Origin of the sequence: Rhodovibrio sodomensis, assembly GCF_016583645.1 — a bacterium.
Lineage (GTDB): Bacteria > Pseudomonadota > Alphaproteobacteria > Kiloniellales > Rhodovibrionaceae > Rhodovibrio > Rhodovibrio sodomensis.
This window is the reverse complement of record NZ_NRRL01000111.1, coordinates 1-14,569: the sequence shown is the minus strand read 5'-3', so window position 1 is coordinate 14,569 and position 14,569 is coordinate 1. Positions and strand designations below refer to the sequence as shown.

Genomic DNA, 14,569 nt, shown 5'->3' with positions numbered 1-14,569 from the left:
ACTCACCTTGATCTCCGAACACCTTCCAGACACCGGGCCGCTCCCGCCGATTTGGTTTTCCAAGAGCGCTCTGGAGAGCAGATGTAGGGATCAACGCAAGCGCCAACACGCATTGCAGACAATGCCTCAAAAAAACGCCGCGGGCGCGCTTGGGCACCCGCGGCGCTTCGTGTAGGCGCGGCGAAAGGCCGGGGCTTACGCCGCCTTCAGCAGGCCCTCGCGGGTCAGCTGGTCGGTCACCGCGTCGATCGCGTCCTTGGCGGTGTCGACCACGCGGTCGACTTCCGCGCGGGTGATCGACAGCGGCGGGGCGAAGCCCAGGATGTCGCCGTGCGGCAGGGCGCGGGCGATCAGGCCGCGCTCCAGGCAGGCGCCGGCGATCTTGGCGCCGACCTTGTGCGCGGGATCGAACGCGGTCTGGGCCGCCGGGTCGGCGACGAACTCCAGCGCCGACAGCAGGCCGACGCCGCGCACTTCGCCGACCAGCGGGTGGCCGTCGAAGGTCGCGTGCATGCGCTCCTGCAGATACCCGCCGGTGTCGCGCGCGTTGCCGGTCAGGTCCTCGCCGTCGACGATGTCCAGGTTGGCCAGCGCCGCGGCCGCGCCCAGCGGATGGGCGGAGTAGGTGTAGCCGTGGCTGAACGGGCCGAACTGGTCGGCGCCCTGCTGCAGCACCGCCCAGACCTTCTCGCCGATCATCGCGCCCGACAGCGGCACGTAGGCGCTGGTCAGGCCCTTGGCGATGGTGACCAGATCCGGCTTCATGCCGTAGTGCAGCGAGCCGTAGTAGCTGCCGGTCCGCCCGAAGCCGCAGACCACCTCGTCGGCGATCAGCAGCACGTCGTGCTTGTCCAGCACCTTCTGGATCTCCGCCCAGTAGCCCTCGGGCGGCGGGATGATGCCGCCGGTGCCGAGCACCGGCTCGCCGATCAAGGCGGCGACCGTCTCCGGTCCCTCCGCCTCGATCTGCTGGTCGAGGTCGCGCGCCAGACGGCGGGAGAAGTCGAGCTCGCTCTCGCCCTTGTGCGCGTTCCAGTAGTAATGCGGCGTCGCGGCGTGCTTGATCCGGTCCATCGGCAGGTCGAACGCCCGGTGGAACACCGGCAGGCCGGTCATCGAGCCGGAGCAGACGCTGGCGCCGTGATAGCCGCGCTGGCGGGCGATGATCTTCTTCTTCTCGGGCTTGCCGCGGACGTTGTTGTAGTACCAGACCAGCTTCGCCTGGGTCTCGTTCGCGTCCGAGCCGGACATGCCGTAGTAGACCCGCTGCATGTTGTTCGGCGCGTCGCGCAGCAGCCGGTGCGACAGCCGGATCGTCGGCTCGTTCGAGTGCATGGCGTAGGCGTGGTAGTACGCCAGCTTGGTCGCCTGCTCGTAGATCGCGTCCGCGATCTCCTTGCGGCCGTAGCCGACGTTCACGCAGTACAGGCCGGCGAAGCCGTCGACGTACTCGCGCCCCTTCTGGTCGCGGATGGTGACGCCGGAGCCGCCGGTGACGATCCGGGGATCGCCCATCTCCCCGGCCGCATAGTCCTTGGCGTGCGTGAACGGGTGCAGGACGGATTGTCTGTCCATCTCCTCGAGGGAGAGGTTGTGGCTGCGCTCGGTCATCGGTTCGTCCCCAGGTGTTTGTCGTTGTCGGCGATCGGGCCGCGGCCGCGGCCGGGTCCGGCGCCCGAAGGCGTCCACCCCTAGAGCAAAATCGATGAAGGTCAAGTCGACCTTTATCGTGAATTTTGCTCTAACTGCTTGAAGAAAGAGCGAGATTCAGCTGAATGGTGGCTTCACCTTGCAGCATCTTGCTCTAGCGCTTCCGGTGTGGCCGCGTCGAGGCCGTCGGGTGGCGCCTGCGCGGCGATCCGGACCGCGGCGGCGCAAACCGGCCCCGCGATCCTGGCCCCGGCTATAGCAGCGCACCGCCCGTGGGTGTGTTCAAACTTGGCCGGCTGGTCAGACAGCTTTGCGGCTGCCCGATCGGTTCCACGGATAGATTATCTGCGCGCGAGCCCGGCGCCGCGTGAAACCGGGGCGGTCAGGCGCCGCCCGGCGGGGTCAGGCGCTCCAGCACTTCGGCCGGATTGACGCGCGGGGCGAAGGCGGTCTGCCCGCGCACCTCGTCGAAGTGCTTGAGCGCCCAGTGCACGCTGGGGAACGCCAGCTCGTCCCAGGGCAGCTCGTCCCAGGCGAGCAGGGCGACCTCCTGGCTTTCCGGCCCGGCCGCCACCTCGGCGGCGTTCAGACCGGCGCGGTAGATCAGCTGCACCTGACTGATCCGCGCGATGGTGTAGACCGCCAGCAGCTGGTCGATCGCGATATCGGCGGTCGCCTCTTCCCACGCCTCGCGCCGCGCGCCCGCTTCCGCACCCTCGTTCAGTTCGAGGTAGCCGGCGGGGATCGTCCAATAGCCGACCCGCGGTGGGATCGCGCGCCGGCACAGCAGGATCCGGCCGCGGTGCTCGACCACCGAGCCGACGACGATCTTCGGGTTCTGGTAGTAGACAAACCCACAGTCGTCGCAGACCAGGCGTTCGCGGTCGTCGCCCTGCGGCACCTTGCGGATGAATGGGGGGTCGGGGTCGGGCGCGGTCATGGTGATGCAGAGTGTGGCGCCCGCACCCAGCCCCGGCAAGGCGCGCGCCCCAACCCGAGCGCGGCCGGGTCCCCCCGGGAATCCCGGCCGCGCGGCCGCCGGCCAGACGACGCCGGTCGGCGGTGTTGGAAGGCCTAGGCTAGACCCGGATGTCCAGGAACGAGCCGCGGGGATAGCTGGTGCCGTCGGCCGCCGCGCGCGCGGCGGCGCTGCCGGGATCGGCGGGCCGCGCCGCCTGGGCGGCCTCCGACTGCGTCTTGCCCTGTAGCTGGGCGGGATCCGCCGGTTTCGCCGTCGCCTTGGCCTGAGCGGTCTGGCCGGGCTGCTGCGGCTTCGCCAAGCCTTCCAGAGCCCGGAAGAAACTCAGGCCCGGGCTGACTTGTCCGTTGGGTACCTGCATGACGTATCTTGCGCTCCAAATTGGCCACGCGTGCCGCCGGCCTCAGACCAGGCGCCGGCGCTTGCTCGCCGCGGTTTTAAGTCGACTGCTCTTAAAGGGCGGTTAATCCCGCGGCGCTCAACCGGGGTCGGCGTTTCGGCGGTTTTTATACGAATTTGAGCGAGTTACGCCCTTTTCAACGGATCCGGCAGGGTTAACCGCCCCGCCAGCACGCGGTTTTACCAGTCGTTGCCTAGCGTTAGCGCTTTGTTAATAGCGTCGGGGTGAAATGTGCATGAGGGCTTTCGCCGTCCGCGCGCGGTTGGTTCGGACGCGCCGTCCGGCGCGAGCCGCGCGCGGCTTTCATGTGGGGGGACGATCCCGACCGGTACGTTGCGGTGAGCTTGGCGCCGCGTAGTCGGTCCTCGTCAGGTAGGCCATGACCGCAACCGATCCCGTCAAAGATCTCCTGGAGCTTGCGCGCGACCGGTCGCTCGCCGCCCGGCAGACCCTGGTCGACATGATCGGCGATCTGTTCTGCGAGCGCGGCGCCGTGCTGACGGAGCGCGAGCGCGCGCTGATGACCGAGATCCTGGACAAGCTGGTCGGCGACTTCGAGGGCGAGGTGCGCCGGCAGCTGGCCGAACGGCTCGCCGACAAGCCGGCCGCGCCGCAGAACGTGATCGACCTGCTGGCGAACGACGAGATCGAGGTTGCGCGACCGGTGCTGATGCGCTCGCGCGTGCTGCGCGAAGCCGACCTGATCGCGGTGGTGCGCAACCGCACCCGCCAGCACCAGCTGGCCGTCGCGATGCGCCAGGAGGTCAGCGCGCCGGTCGCGGACGCGCTGGTCGAGACCGGCGACAGCGGGGTGATCGAGGCCCTGCTGCGGAACGAGAGCGCGCAGATCTCGGAGGCCACGATGGCCTACCTGGTGGAGCAGGCGCGCACCGTCGACAGCTTCCAGGAGCCGCTGGTCGGCCGCGGCGATCTCGACCCGGCGCTCGCCGACAAGCTCTACTGGTTCGTCTCCGCGGCCCTGCGCGAGCACCTGCTGAGCCGCTTCGAGCTCCCGGTGAGCGAGCTCGACGACGCGCTGGAAGCGGCGACCCACAAGCTGATCGCCGGCGCCCAGGCCCAGCCCGTCCGGCCGACCGCGGCGCAGAAGCTGGCCCGCCAGATCGCGCAGTCCCGCGGGATCGACCCGGCGCTGCTGCTGAAGGTGTTGCGGTCCGGGGAAATCCCGCTGTTCGAGGCGCTGTTCGCCGAATTCAGCGGCATCCACCCGCCGCGCCTGCAGCACGTGCTTTACGAAACCGGCGGCAAGGGCCTGGCGCTCGTGTGCAAGGCGCTCGACATCGACAAGGCGACCTTTACCCCGATCTACCTGCTGAGCCGCCGGGGCGAGAGCGGCGAGCAGGTGGTCGAGCCCAAGGCCCTGTCCACGGTGATGACCTTCTTCGCCAGCGTCCGCCCGGCCGACGCGCACGAGGTGCTGCGCAGCTGGCAGCGCGACAACGCCTACCAGGACGCGATCCTGGCGCTCGCGGAGGACAGCCGTGTCGACGCCGACCGACCGTAGCGCGGCGTACGACCGGACCGCCCCGGCCGAAACCGATCGCACCGACCCGCCCCCGACCCGCGCGCCAGCGGACGAGACCGAAGCGCTGCGGGCGGAGCTGGCGCGCACCCGCGCCCGGCTGGACGACATCTCCCGCCTGGTTTCCGACTGGATCTGGGAGATCGACCGCAACCTGCGCGTCGCCAGCGTCAGCCCGCGGGTGATGGAAGCGCTGGGCTACCACCCGATGGAACTGATCGGCCGCCCGTTCAGCGAGGTGCTCGGCCCGGACCTGCCGATCACCGCGCCGGTGGCGCAGGCGCACGCCCGCGCCCGGCCGTTCCGAGACCACGAGATTCAGCTGACCGATCGCTGGGGTCACGCACGCAGCTTCCGCCTGTCCGGCCTGCCGGTGTTCTGTCCGGCGAGCGGCCGGTTCGAAGGCTATCGCGGGACCGCCCAGGACGTGACCGAACTGCGCGCCCGGGAAGCCGCGCTGCTGGAAGCCAAGAACGCGGCGGAAGAGGCGAACCGGACCAAGAGCGAATTCCTGGCGCAGATGAGTCACGAGCTGCGCACGCCGCTGAACGCCATCCTGGGCTTTTCCGAGATCATGCAGCGCGAGGCGCTGGGCCCGATCGGCACGCCGCAGTACCGCGAATACGCCCACGACATCGCCACCAGCGCGACACACCTGTCGCAGATGATCAACGACGTGCTCGACGTCGCCAAGCTGGAGGCGGGCAAGTTCCAGATCTACGAGGATGCGGTGCGGCCGCAGGACCTGGTCGAGCGCGCCCTTCGGATCGTCCACCAGCGGGCGGAAGATGGCGCCGTCACGCTGAGCCGCGGCGGCCCCGGCGACGACGTGAGCCTGATCGCGGACAGCCAGAAGCTGCTGCAGATCCTGCTCAACCTGCTGTCCAACGCGATCAAGTTCACGCCCGCGGGCGGGCGCGTCGCGCTGCACGCCGGCGTGGACGGCGACGGCGCCTACCGGCTGTCGGTCAGCGACACCGGGATCGGCATGAGTGCCGAAGACCAGCGGATCGCCCTGTCGCCGTTCGGCCAGGTCGACAGCTCGCTATCCCGGCGCTACGAGGGCACCGGCCTGGGCCTGCCGCTGTCGAAGGCGCTGATCGAACTGCACGGCGGCCGGCTGGAGATCGACAGCGTGCCGGACGCCGGCACGACCGTGCACGTCATCCTGCCCGCCGACCGCATCGACCCAGCCGGCTGAGCCGACGGGGCCGCCGTCCGGCCCGCCCCCGCGGGCCGTACTAAGCCGCATCCCAGTGCGGCGCCCAGGACGGGTCGATGATCCGCGTCCCGCCCGGCAGCTCGGCGATCTGCGCCAGGTCGCCGCGATCCAGCTCGAAATCGAAGACATCGAAGTTCGCCTCGGCATGCGCCAGCGAGGACGCCTTCGGGATCGCGGCGACGTCGCCGTGCTGGATCAGCCAGCGCAGCGCGACCTGGGCGGCCGTCTTGCCGTGCTTCTCGCCGATCGCCTGCAGCACCGGATCGGCGGGCGCCCGACCCTTGGCGAGCGGGCAGTAGGCGGTCAGGAACAGACCCAGCCGGCGCGCCTCGCGCAACACCGGCTGCTGGTTCAGGAACGGGTGGTACTCGACCTGATTGCAGACGATGTCGGCGCCGTTCTTCTCGACCGCGTCCTGCATCAGCGCGACCGTGAAGTTGGAGACGCCGACGTAGCGCACCTTGCCCGCGCGCTGCAGATCTTCCAGCGCGCGCAGGCTTTCCGACAGCGGCACGCGGTCGTTCGGCCAGTGGATCAGCAGCAGGTCGAGCACGTCGGTGTCGAGCTTGGCCAGGCTGTCGTTGGTGGCGGCCGTCAGATCGTCGTAGTGCAGCTGATCCATCCAGACCTTGGAGGTCAGGAACACCTGGTCGCGCGGCACCTCCGACTCCCGGATGCCGGCGCCCACGGCCTCCTCGTTGCCGTACATCTTGGCCGTGTCGACATGCCGGTAGCCGATCGACAGCGCCGCCTTCACCATGTCCCGGCAGGCCTCCCCCTCCAGCGAGAAGGTGCCGAAGCCAAGCGCCGGCACGCGCACGCCGTAGGAGGTGATCATCGCCTGTTGATCGGTCGTCGCGGTCATTGTCGTTCCCTCGTCGTTCGGTCGGTCGTGTCGCGCTTGCGTGTCGCGGAAAAGGTGGGAATCCCGGCCGCGGCGCGCCAGGGGCGTCATCGAAGCGTCATGCCTCGCGGCGCCGTCGTGGGGACAAGGTCGCCCGGCCGCGATTCAGGTCGAAACGCTAAAAGGCGGACCCGCCTTTCAGCTGACTCTTGCGTTTTTTCAAGTCGTTGGCTCAGTCCTGGCGGCGTTGCATCCACCGGGCCGCGTCCGCGATCCAGTCCGGCCGCAGCGTGTGGCCGCCATCGTGCAGGCAGACCCGCAGGCGCCCGCGCGCGCACGAGGTCCAGTGCGAACAGGCGAGCGTGCCGGCGCGGGTCCGCCGGTCGGGGGCGGCCGGGCAGGCGTTGTGACGCTTGACCAGACCGAGCGCACGCACCGTGTCGCCCTGCCGCCAGCTATCGCCGATCGGCCGGCCTTCCAGCGGCACCACCTGGTCGCCCAGCCCGTGGATGTGGGTCAGCTGGATCGGCCCCGACGGGCAGCCGTCCGGCAGCGGGCGCCAGAACGCCCCGGCGACCGCGGCGAACGCCGTATAGGCGTCGGCGCGGTCGCAGGCGACGTCCCAGACCATCGAGGCGCCCTGCGAAAACCCGGCGACCAATACCGGCTTGCCGGCGAGCGCGAACCGCGCGGCGGTGTCGCGGCGGACCTGCGCCAGGAACGCCAGCTCGTCGCGGTCGTGTCCGGCCGGCGAGCCGACGTGGTTCCAGGTCCCCTCGCGCCCGTGCGGGGCGACCAGCAGGTAGCCAGCGTCGGTGACCGCCTGGACCAGCCCGTCGTTCGCCAGCACGCCGGCCGCGCTGGCCTGGTAGCCGTGCAAGAAGATCACCGCGCCGGCGGGCGCCGGGTCCGGCGGCGCGGCCACCAGGTACCGGCCGAGGGCGACCGTGCACGGGGCTTCCGGGCCGCACGGCGCGGCCGTCGCCGGCGCCGCCCAGACGACCGCCAGCAGCAGCGCCGCCGCCAGCCCGGCGACGGCGCGCCCGCGGGTCAATCCGGGCGCGACCCGGCGGCGCGCTGCGGGAACCCGGGCTGCCCGGCGCCGGGGTCTTGCGGGAAGCGCGTGCGGGTCGGCACCGGCGCGCCGGGGCGACGCTCCTCGGGAATCGCGCAGACGCCGAGCCGCGCCAGCCGGCGTCCCAGCGACGGCGCGGAGGTCGCGACCGTCATCGGCACCGCCAGCAGCAAGCCGATCAGGACCGGGGCCGCCCACGGCAGCACGGCGGGCGCGAACGCCGCCAACAGCCCGCCGGCGACCAGCCCGAACAGCGTCTGCGGCCACATCCCCTTGGCGGCATCGCGCCAGGCAACGCGGTGGCCGTCGCGCACCTGGGCCTCCCACTTGACCTTGCGGCCCAGGAACAGGCCGGCGACGAACACGCTCTGCGCCAGCATCACCACCGGCGCGATCAGCATCGAGAACAGCAGTTCCGCCAGGCCGCCGCCCAGCACGTGCAGCCCGCCGCCATAGGCCCGCCGGCGGGCGGGATCGAGCAGGGCGTGGGTGTAGCCGATCAGCTTGGGCGCGAAGGTGATGCCCATCATGGTGACGAACAGGGCGATCGCGACCTCCGGCCCCGGCCGGCCCATCAGGCCGCCCATCTCCAGCTGCGGACCGAAGGTGCCCACGACCGCCTGGCTCATCCCCAGGATCATGAACATCAGCCAGGCCGGCGCGCCGGTGTACATCAGGATCGCGAGACCCAGGTTGGCCCGCCCCATGCCGGTGAACCACGGCTTACCCAACAGCTGCAGGTACTGCATGTTGCCCTGGCACCAGCGCAGGTCGCGCTTGATGAAGTCGGGCAGGGTCGGCGGCATCTCCTCGTAGCTGCCGCCCTCGACCGGCAGCACCCGCACCTCGTAGCCGCCGGCGCGCATCAGCGCGGCCTCGACCTGGTCGTGGCTCAGGATGTCCCCGCCCAAGGGCGGCGTCCCCGGCAGCGGGTCGAGCTGGCAGAACTGCTTGAAGGCGTCGGTGCGGATCACCGCGTTGTGGCCCCAGTAGGGGCAGGCGTCGCCCTGCCACCAGGCCGCCCCAACGGTGTGCACCAGCATGCCGTGGCGCATGCCGAACTGGAAAATCCGGGCGAACGCGCTCTCGCTCGGCATGCCGACGGCGAGCGACTGCAGAATGCCCAGGTTCGGATTGGCATCCATGATCCGCACCAGCCGGTCGACGGTCCGCCCGTGCATCGCGCTGTCGGCGTCGAGCACGACCATGTAGTCGAACGCGTCGCCGCGGGTCTCCACGAACTCCCACAGGTTGCCCGCCTTGTAGCCCTGGTTGTCGGCCCGGCGGCGGTAGTGCAGCCGGGCCGCGCCGTCGGCGTCGGCGCGCTGCCAGGCGCGCATCCGGCGCAGCTCGTCCGCCTGGATCTCCGGGTCGGTACTGTCGGACAGCAGAAACACCTCGTAGCGGTCGCCCACGCCCAGGCTGTCGAGCGAGGCGAGCAGCTTTTGCAGGTGGCGGAAGACGCGGTTGGTGTCTTCGTTGAACACCGGCATGGCAATCGCCACCCGGGCGCTGGACTGCCGGACCCGGTTGCGGTGGAACGGTGCCACCACGTCCAGGTGGTTGCGCGCGGTGAGCAGGATCGCGGCGCCGATCGCGGAGTTCCAGAAGCCGATCACGACCATCGGGATCGACAGGCAGAAGCAGATCAGCAGCAGCCCCTCGACCAGGGCCAGGCCGTCGCCCGCCAGCAGGGTCGCCATGGTCGCCACGGCGGCGAGCCAGGTCGCGCCGCACAGTCCGGCGAACAGCGCCCGCCGCCAGGCCATGCCCGACGGCGCGGGCGCGCGGCCGTCGGGCCGCGCCCCAAGGTGCCCGGCGCCATCGCCCAGGGAGCGCCCGGCGCCGTCGCCCAGATGGTCGGGGCGGCCGGCGGACGTCGGGCCGATCGGCGTGGCGCCGGTGCTGCCGGTGGCGGCGCTGCCGGGCGCGTTGCCGTCGGGCGTGGCGCGCATCGATGTCTCAGCCATGCCGGTCCTTTCGCCGCGTGCGCGGACGTTGTTGCTTGACGTTAAGTGCCGATGGCGGGGGCCGCCTTCCAACTCCTTCGCGGCCACGATCCTGCCCTAAGATCAGCGTGCGCCGCTGGGCTGCCAAGCCGCGTCACCGACTTGACACCTGCCTCAAGCACCCAGGTTGCCGGCGGCGGGGGTTGCCAGCAGCGGGCGGTCCGGGCCGGCGTTCCGCGCTGAGTGTCCCTGCAGGGTACGCCGGCCGGCTGGCGCCGGATGATCGCAGTATACTTACGGTCATGCGAGCCGCCCCGGCCGGCGCGCTCACATGCGGGTCACTTCTACGCCAGTATGCCGGGCCTTTGGACGGCGTCGCCGGCCCCCGATCGACCGATGGGCGCGGTCGCCCGGGTACACCCCGGCGGTCAACGCGTAAGCCGGCGATCCTGTTCCGCGCCGCGGCCCGGCGGGCCCGGTTCTCCCCTACATCGGCCGCGGGCCGGCGTCACCCGCTGTTCGGTAGAAGCAGCTGTGCGCGCCGGTATGGCAGGCCGGCCCGGTCTGGCGGATCCGCAGCAGCAGGGTGTCGCCGTCGCAGTCGATCCGGGCATCGACCAGGTCCTGGACGTGGCCACTGGTATCGCCCTTGCGCCACATCGCCTGGCGCGAGCGCGACCAGTAGGTGACCCGCCCGCCGGTCAGGGTGGCGATCACGGCGTCCCGGTTCATCCAGGCGAGCATCAGCACCTCGCCCGTGTCGTGCTGCTGGGCGATCGCCGGCACCAGGCCACGGTCGTCGAACGCGACCGCGTCGGCGAACGCCCGGGCGGCATCCTCGCTGAAGCGGCGCGCGGCCGCGCCGGCTGGATTATCCGCGTTCATGATCGGTTAACTCATCGACGGTGTACTTTTGAGCGGCTACACCCGGGGGTTCGACGGCGGCGCCAGCGCGGCCCCGGCCGCGGCGGCGATGCAGCGGCGGTGTCGGGCGACCGTGTCGCAATCAACGAACGCCCCCTTGGCGTGCGGGCATCTGCCCTCATATCAAGGACAGTCCCGAAATCCCACGCCTGCGTTTCGCACGCGCCGCGGGGCCTTGGGCTCAGGGGTTGCCCTGGCAGCCCATCCCCGTCAAGCTGAGACGAGGCAGATACGTATAGCCGAGGAGCCATGAGCAAGTCCGGCGACGGCAACAATCAGCAGCAGACCCTCTACTGCTCCTTCTGCGGCAAAAGCCAGCATGAGGTGAAGAAGCTCATCGCCGGTCCCGCCGTCTTCGTCTGCAACGAGTGCGTCGAGCTCTGCGCTGAGATCATTCACGACGAGCAGAAGCAGAGCTTCACGCGCGGCGACGGCGGCCTGCCCACGCCGCAGCAGATCAAGCAGGTGCTGGACGAGTATGTGATCGGCCAGGAACATGCCAAGCGCGTGCTCTCGGTCGCGGTGCACAACCACTACAAGCGCCTGGAACACGTCGCCGGCGACAACGATGTCGAGCTGTCCAAATCCAACATCCTGCTGATCGGCCCGACCGGCAGCGGCAAGACGCTGCTGGCGCAGACGATGGCGCGCATTCTGGACGTGCCGTTCGCGATCGCGGACGCCACGACCCTGACCGAATCGGGCTATGTCGGCGACGATGTCGAGTCGATCATCCAGAAGCTGCTGCAGGCGTCCGACTACAACGTCGAGCGGGCGCAGAAGGGGATCATCTACGTCGACGAGATCGACAAGATCACCCGCAAGTCGGACAACCCCTCGACCACCCGCGACGTCTCCGGCGAGGGCGTGCAGCAGGCGCTCCTGAAGATCATGGAAGGCACCACCGCCTCGGTGCCGCCGCAGGGCGGGCGCAAGCATCCCCAGCAGGAATACCTGCACGTCGACACGACCAACATCCTGTTCGTCTGCGGCGGCGCGTTCGCCGGGCTGGACAAGATCGTCAGCCAGCGCGGCCGGTCGTCCTCGATCGGCTTCGGCGCCGACGTGCGTGCGCCGGAAGAGCGCCAGACCGGCGACCTGCTGCAAGACACCGAGCCCGAGGATCTGCTGAAGTTCGGCCTGATCCCGGAGTTCGTCGGCCGCGTGCCGGTGGTCGCGACGCTGCACGACCTGGACAAGGAAGCCCTGGTCGACATCCTGACCAAGCCGAAGAACGCGCTGGTCAAGCAGTACCAGCGGCTGTTCGACATGGAGGGCGTCGAGCTGGAGTTCACCGAGGGCGCGATGGAAGCCGTCGCGGAGAAGGCGATCGCCCGCGGCGCCGGCGCGCGCGGCCTGCGCTCGATCATGGAGAACGTGCTGCTTGAGCCGATGTTCGAGCTGCCGGGCTACGAGGATGTCGAGCGCCTGACCGTGAACCGCGAGGTGATCGAGGGCACCGGCCAGCCGGTCTTCACCTACCGCGACAGCCAGAAGCAGTCGCAAGGCGGCGGCTGACCGCCACCTGCCACCGACCAGGACAAGGCCCGGCACGGATGCCACGTGCCGGGCCTTTTACTGTGCGTCTATCCGCCGCTGTCTGCGACGGCCTGCTATCCCCTCTCCCTCGACGGGAGAGGGAGGGGCCCGCGCGATCGCTAGATCGCGTTGGAGGGTGAGCCTCCTCGGCTGTATCCGGGGAGTCCCACCCTCACCCGTCCTCTCCCCTCAAGGCAGAGGGACCCGCCGAAGCGCCCCGCCCGCTCGCGTTCAAACTCATGTCCGACCGCCCGATCGCCCCCACCGCGTGGCTCTACCTGGCCGTCTACCTGCTGACGCTGGTCGACGCGCTGCGCCCGACCCCGGTCGTGGCGGGCGTCGCGGCGGTCGGGCTGATGGCGTTCGTGGTGCTGCAGCTGCCGGCGATCCGCACGCCGCAGCGGATCGCGAGCGGGCTGCTGATCGCGGGCGGGCTCGCCGGCGCCTGGAGCCAGGGGGGCGCGCCCGGCGTGCTGGCCGACCTGATGAGCGGGGCGGAGCGGGCGCTGCCGTTCATGGTGCTGTTCGCGGCGGTGATGTGCCTGCAGGTGCCCGCCCTGAGCAGCCCGTCGTTCCGGCAGTTGGGCGAGCGGGTGGTCGCCCAGCCGCCCGGCCGGCGCTTCCTGATGCTGGCGTTCGCCGGCCACTACCTGGGCGCGGTCTTGAACCTGGCCGGACTGCAGCTGGTCGCCAGCCTGCTCGACCCCGAGATGCGCCCGCGGCTGCGCCGGCGGCTTACGCTTGCGGTCGTGCGCGGCTTTTCCGGGGCGGTCATGTGGTCGCCGTTCTTCGTCGGCATGGGCGTGATCCTGACCGTCGTGCCGGAGGTGTCCTGGCTGCAGCTGGCCCCGGCGGGCCTGGCGATCGGCAGCGGCCTGGTCGGGCTCGCCTGGGCGCTCGACCGCGCCACCCGCGGTCCGCGCGATCCGCAGAGCGACCGCCGCGCGGTGCCGGACGGCAACCCGGTCCGCGCGACGCTGGGCGTGCTGGCGGTGTTCGTCGCGCTCGCCGCCCCGGTGGTGGCGCTGTCGGAAGGCGCCGGGCTGTCGATCGTGATCGCGCTCGGCCTGGTCGCGCCCACCCTGTCGGTGATCTGGTCGGCGCTGCTGCGCCGGACCGGCGCGGCCGACCCGGCGCCCGTGCTGGCCAGCGTGACCGCCCGCCTGCCCGGCCTGCGCAACGAGGCCGCGCTGTTCCTGGCGGCGACCGTGTTCGCGGTCGGTGTCAGCCACGCGGTCGAGCCGGACGCGCTGGCCGGCAGCCTGGGCCTGGCCGGCTGGCCGGCCGCCCCGCGCGCCGCCGCGCTCGCGGTGCTGGGCACGCTGCTGGGCGGGCTGGGCGTGCATCCGGTCGTCCTCGCGATCCTGGTGGGCGAGGTGCTGGGCCCGGCGGCGCTCGGCCTCAGCCCGCTCGCGGTCGCCCTGCTGCTGGCGGTGGTCTGGGGCATGGGCACGCAGATGTCGCCCTTCTCGGCCACCGTGATGCACGTCTCCCGTATGCTCGACGCCTCGGTGTTCCGGGTCGCCTGGCTGTGGAACGCGCCCTACTGCCTGCCCGCCGCGGCATTGGCGGGCGCGGCGGTCGCCGGGGTGGCCGCCCTGCTCGCCTGAGTCCGGCGGGCCTGGACGAGGCTCCGGTCGATGCGGGACCATGGCCGGTGAGCAACGGCCGGTCGCAACCGGAGGTGCGCCATGACCCACGAAGGCCACGCAACGCTGCCCGATATCTTCATCGCCGACGGCGCGCGCCACCGCGTGACGGCCCCGCCCGCGGGGCCGCCCCGGCCGCCGCAACCGCCGCAGCCGCCGGAGAAGGAGCCGCCCGGCCCGGACGAGGCGCCGCCGGCACCGCCGGAGCACGAGCCCGAACCCCCGATCGAGGAGCCGCCGGGCGGTCCGGGCCCCGAGATTCCGCCGGAAACGCCGCCGCTGGAGGAACCGCCGCCGGCCGGGGCGGTGGGTCGGGCGCCGTCGGGTCGCGGCGGATGAGCGGCCCGCCGCCGCGCTACCTGCCGGCGCGCGCGCTGCCGCCCTACGCCTACCTGCCGCACCGCGACCCGGCGGACCGGCACCCGCATCCCGCGCGCGACCCCTGCGGCCACGTGCGCGACGGCACGCCGGGACCCGAGGTGACGGGTCCGCCGGATCCGGATGCCTGGCGGGAGACGCCGGCGTTCCTGTGGGGCGTCGACCTGTACAACGCCGGCTACTACTGGGAAGCGCACGAGGCGTGGGAGGATCTGTGGCGCGCCGCCGGGGACGGCGCGGCGGCCGCCCTGCTGCACGGCCTGATCAAGCTCGCCGCGGCGGGGGTCAAGGCGGGCGTGGGCAATCCGCGCGGCACCGCCCGCCATGCCGGCGCCGCGGCCGGGCTGTTCGCCCCGCTGGCGGCCGGGGGGCACGCCCGCCTGTTCGGCCTCGACCCGCGTGCGCTCGCGCGCGCCGCGG

At 71.3% G+C, this 14,569-nt stretch carries 13 protein-coding genes; 6 read left to right on the top strand and 7 right to left on the bottom strand.

Going from position 1 to position 14,569, the window contains the following annotated elements:
* Positions 1-195: 195 nt before the first annotated feature.
* From CKO28_RS22635 to CKO28_RS22625, 3 genes are all read right to left on the bottom strand, one after another.
* Positions 196-1,611, bottom strand: a complete 1,416-nt coding sequence (locus tag CKO28_RS22635) for an aminotransferase (RefSeq protein ID WP_200343166.1) — start codon at positions 1,609-1,611, stop codon at positions 196-198.
* 421 nt (positions 1,612-2,032) lie between these two features.
* Entirely contained in the window at positions 2,033-2,629 is a 597-nt protein-coding gene (locus tag CKO28_RS22630; protein WP_242480750.1) for an NUDIX hydrolase, read from the bottom strand.
* A 100-nt stretch (positions 2,630-2,729) separates the two neighbouring features.
* Positions 2,730-2,990 carry a hypothetical protein gene (locus CKO28_RS22625; protein WP_200343165.1) on the bottom strand — a complete coding sequence of 87 codons (261 nt, stop codon included), beginning with the start codon at positions 2,988-2,990 and terminating at the stop codon, positions 2,730-2,732.
* Positions 2,991-3,408: 418 nt separating this feature from the next.
* Between CKO28_RS22625 and CKO28_RS22620 the strand changes: the two genes are divergently transcribed.
* Positions 3,409-4,551 (top strand): DUF2336 domain-containing protein, encoded by a 1,143-nt coding sequence (locus tag CKO28_RS22620; protein ID WP_200343164.1) that lies wholly within the window; start codon positions 3,409-3,411, stop codon positions 4,549-4,551.
* Positions 4,529-5,770, top strand: a complete 1,242-nt coding sequence (locus CKO28_RS22615; RefSeq protein ID WP_200343163.1) for an ATP-binding protein — start codon at positions 4,529-4,531, stop codon at positions 5,768-5,770. Before CKO28_RS22620 ends, CKO28_RS22615 begins: the two co-directional genes overlap by 23 nt.
* 40 nt (positions 5,771-5,810) lie before the next feature.
* On the opposite strand, the gene CKO28_RS22610 is transcribed toward CKO28_RS22615, so the two are convergent.
* The 4 genes from CKO28_RS22610 to hisI form a co-directional block, all read right to left on the bottom strand.
* Positions 5,811-6,656 carry an aldo/keto reductase gene (locus CKO28_RS22610; protein ID WP_200343162.1) on the bottom strand — a complete coding sequence of 282 codons (846 nt, stop codon included), beginning with the start codon at positions 6,654-6,656 and terminating at the stop codon, positions 5,811-5,813.
* A 211-nt stretch (positions 6,657-6,867) separates the two neighbouring features.
* Positions 6,868-7,689, bottom strand: a complete 822-nt coding sequence (locus CKO28_RS22605) for a CE1 family esterase (protein WP_200343161.1) — start codon at positions 7,687-7,689, stop codon at positions 6,868-6,870.
* Positions 7,686-9,680 carry a glucans biosynthesis glucosyltransferase MdoH gene (gene mdoH / locus CKO28_RS22600; RefSeq protein ID WP_200343160.1) on the bottom strand — a complete coding sequence of 665 codons (1,995 nt, stop codon included), beginning with the start codon at positions 9,678-9,680 and terminating at the stop codon, positions 7,686-7,688. The genes CKO28_RS22605 and mdoH overlap by 4 nt, the downstream gene beginning before the upstream one ends.
* Positions 9,681-10,145: 465 nt before the next feature.
* A complete protein-coding gene (gene hisI / locus CKO28_RS22595) occupies positions 10,146-10,544 on the bottom strand; it encodes a phosphoribosyl-AMP cyclohydrolase (protein ID WP_200343159.1) in 399 nt (132 codons plus the stop codon).
* Positions 10,545-10,832: 288 nt separating this feature from the next.
* Here hisI and clpX point away from each other — a divergent pair, with 288 nt between their 5' ends.
* The 4 genes from clpX to CKO28_RS22575 all read left to right on the top strand — a co-directional run.
* Positions 10,833-12,101, top strand: a complete 1,269-nt coding sequence (clpX, locus tag CKO28_RS22590) for an ATP-dependent Clp protease ATP-binding subunit ClpX (protein ID WP_200343158.1) — start codon at positions 10,833-10,835, stop codon at positions 12,099-12,101.
* A 260-nt stretch (positions 12,102-12,361) separates the two neighbouring features.
* Entirely contained in the window at positions 12,362-13,732 is a 1,371-nt protein-coding gene (locus CKO28_RS22585) for a hypothetical protein (protein WP_200343157.1), read from the top strand.
* 81 nt (positions 13,733-13,813) lie between these two features.
* Complete coding sequence (locus CKO28_RS22580; protein WP_200343156.1) at positions 13,814-14,110, top strand: hypothetical protein; 297 nt, start codon at positions 13,814-13,816, stop codon at positions 14,108-14,110.
* A partial coding sequence (locus CKO28_RS22575; RefSeq protein WP_200343155.1) for a DUF309 domain-containing protein occupies positions 14,107-14,569 on the top strand: 463 nt, incomplete at its 3' end. The genes CKO28_RS22580 and CKO28_RS22575, both read left to right, overlap by 4 nt.

What these genes read in the sequence shown, in the direction of transcription:
- CKO28_RS22635 (WP_200343166.1), bottom strand. Translation starts at nt 1,611, where the DNA reads ATGACCGAGCGCAGCCACAACCTCTCCCTCGAGGAGATGGACAGACAA.
- CKO28_RS22625 (WP_200343165.1), bottom strand. Translation starts at nt 2,990, where the DNA reads ATGCAGGTACCCAACGGACAAGTCAGCCCGGGCCTGAGTTTCTTCCGG.
- CKO28_RS22620 (WP_200343164.1), top strand. Translation starts at nt 3,409, where the DNA reads ATGACCGCAACCGATCCCGTCAAAGATCTCCTGGAGCTTGCGCGCGAC.
- CKO28_RS22610 (WP_200343162.1), bottom strand. Translation starts at nt 6,656, where the DNA reads ATGACCGCGACGACCGATCAACAGGCGATGATCACCTCCTACGGCGTG.
- mdoH (WP_200343160.1), bottom strand. Translation starts at nt 9,680, where the DNA reads ATGGCTGAGACATCGATGCGCGCCACGCCCGACGGCAACGCGCCCGGC.
- hisI (WP_200343159.1), bottom strand. Translation starts at nt 10,544, where the DNA reads ATGAACGCGGATAATCCAGCCGGCGCGGCCGCGCGCCGCTTCAGCGAG.
- clpX (WP_200343158.1), top strand. Translation starts at nt 10,833, where the DNA reads ATGAGCAAGTCCGGCGACGGCAACAATCAGCAGCAGACCCTCTACTGC.
- CKO28_RS22585 (WP_200343157.1), top strand. Translation starts at nt 12,362, where the DNA reads ATGTCCGACCGCCCGATCGCCCCCACCGCGTGGCTCTACCTGGCCGTC.
- CKO28_RS22580 (WP_200343156.1), top strand. Translation starts at nt 13,814, where the DNA reads ATGACCCACGAAGGCCACGCAACGCTGCCCGATATCTTCATCGCCGAC.